1 protein-coding gene and 1 pseudogene are annotated in these 893 nt (G+C 37.5%); one reads left to right on the forward strand and one right to left on the reverse strand.

The window, feature by feature from the left end:
• The coding region (locus AC1DTM_RS29095; protein WP_477001557.1) for a sulfite exporter TauE/SafE family protein at positions 1 to 756 on the forward strand (756 nt) is incomplete at its 5' end.
• A 40-nt stretch (positions 757 to 796) separates the two neighbouring features.
• Here the strand turns inward: AC1DTM_RS29095 and AC1DTM_RS29100 are convergent.
• A pseudogene (locus tag AC1DTM_RS29100) lies at positions 797 to 893 on the reverse strand (GNAT family N-acetyltransferase); the annotation flags it as partial.

An 893-nucleotide genomic window follows, 5' to 3' on the forward strand; every position in this document is an offset into this window, starting at 1 on the left:
GTTCATTTAGCTGAAGTCGTTACAACTGCGGCTTCTGGTGCATCTCACATCCGATTTGGAAACGTTGATAAATATACAGTTTCCAGGCTTACATTACCTGGAGCAATTGGTGCATTTGTTGGGGCATGTTTTTTAAGTAATTTACCTGGCGATGTAATTAAACCGTATATTTCCTTATTTTTATTTACTTTAGGGGTTTATATTTTATTACGATTCATCATTCAAAAACAAATTGTTTCTTCAAATAAGCGTATGTCTGCTAAACAACTTGTACCGCTCGGTCTGTTCGCAGGATTCGTTGATTCAACTGGCGGTGGTGGCTGGGGACCTATTACGACACCTGTTCTTCTTGCAAAAGGAAATGATGCTAGAAAAGTTATTGGATCTGTAGATACGAGCGAATTTCCTGTTTCACTCGCTGCAACAATCGGCTTTTTCATCTCACTTGGTTGGGAACAAATAAGCTGGGTTTGGGTATTTGCCCTAATGCTCGGTGGTATTGTTGCCGCACCAATCGCCGCATGGTTAGTACGCATCGTTCCTTCGCATTTACTTGGCGTACTCGTTGGCGGACTTATTATCTTTACGAATATACGTACATTACTTACATCATTTAAAGTTGATCCAACTATTATTACACTTTCTTATGTTGCAGTTGGTCTTATCGTTATTATCTCTATTTTCATTTCTGTCCGTAACCATTCGAAACATTCAACAATTGGATACCCAACAGATCAAAAACAAATGCTACCATAATTAAGTAAAATACCGCCCGATTTACTTCGAGCGGTATTCTTTATTTTTCAATCTTCCAATTTATCATTGTTTCAGTACTATTTACTCTTTTCATATGTAATTTCTCTAATACACGAATAGAGCTATAGTTATCAAGG

This window comes from Bacillus sp. P4_D3, from assembly GCF_056401855.1.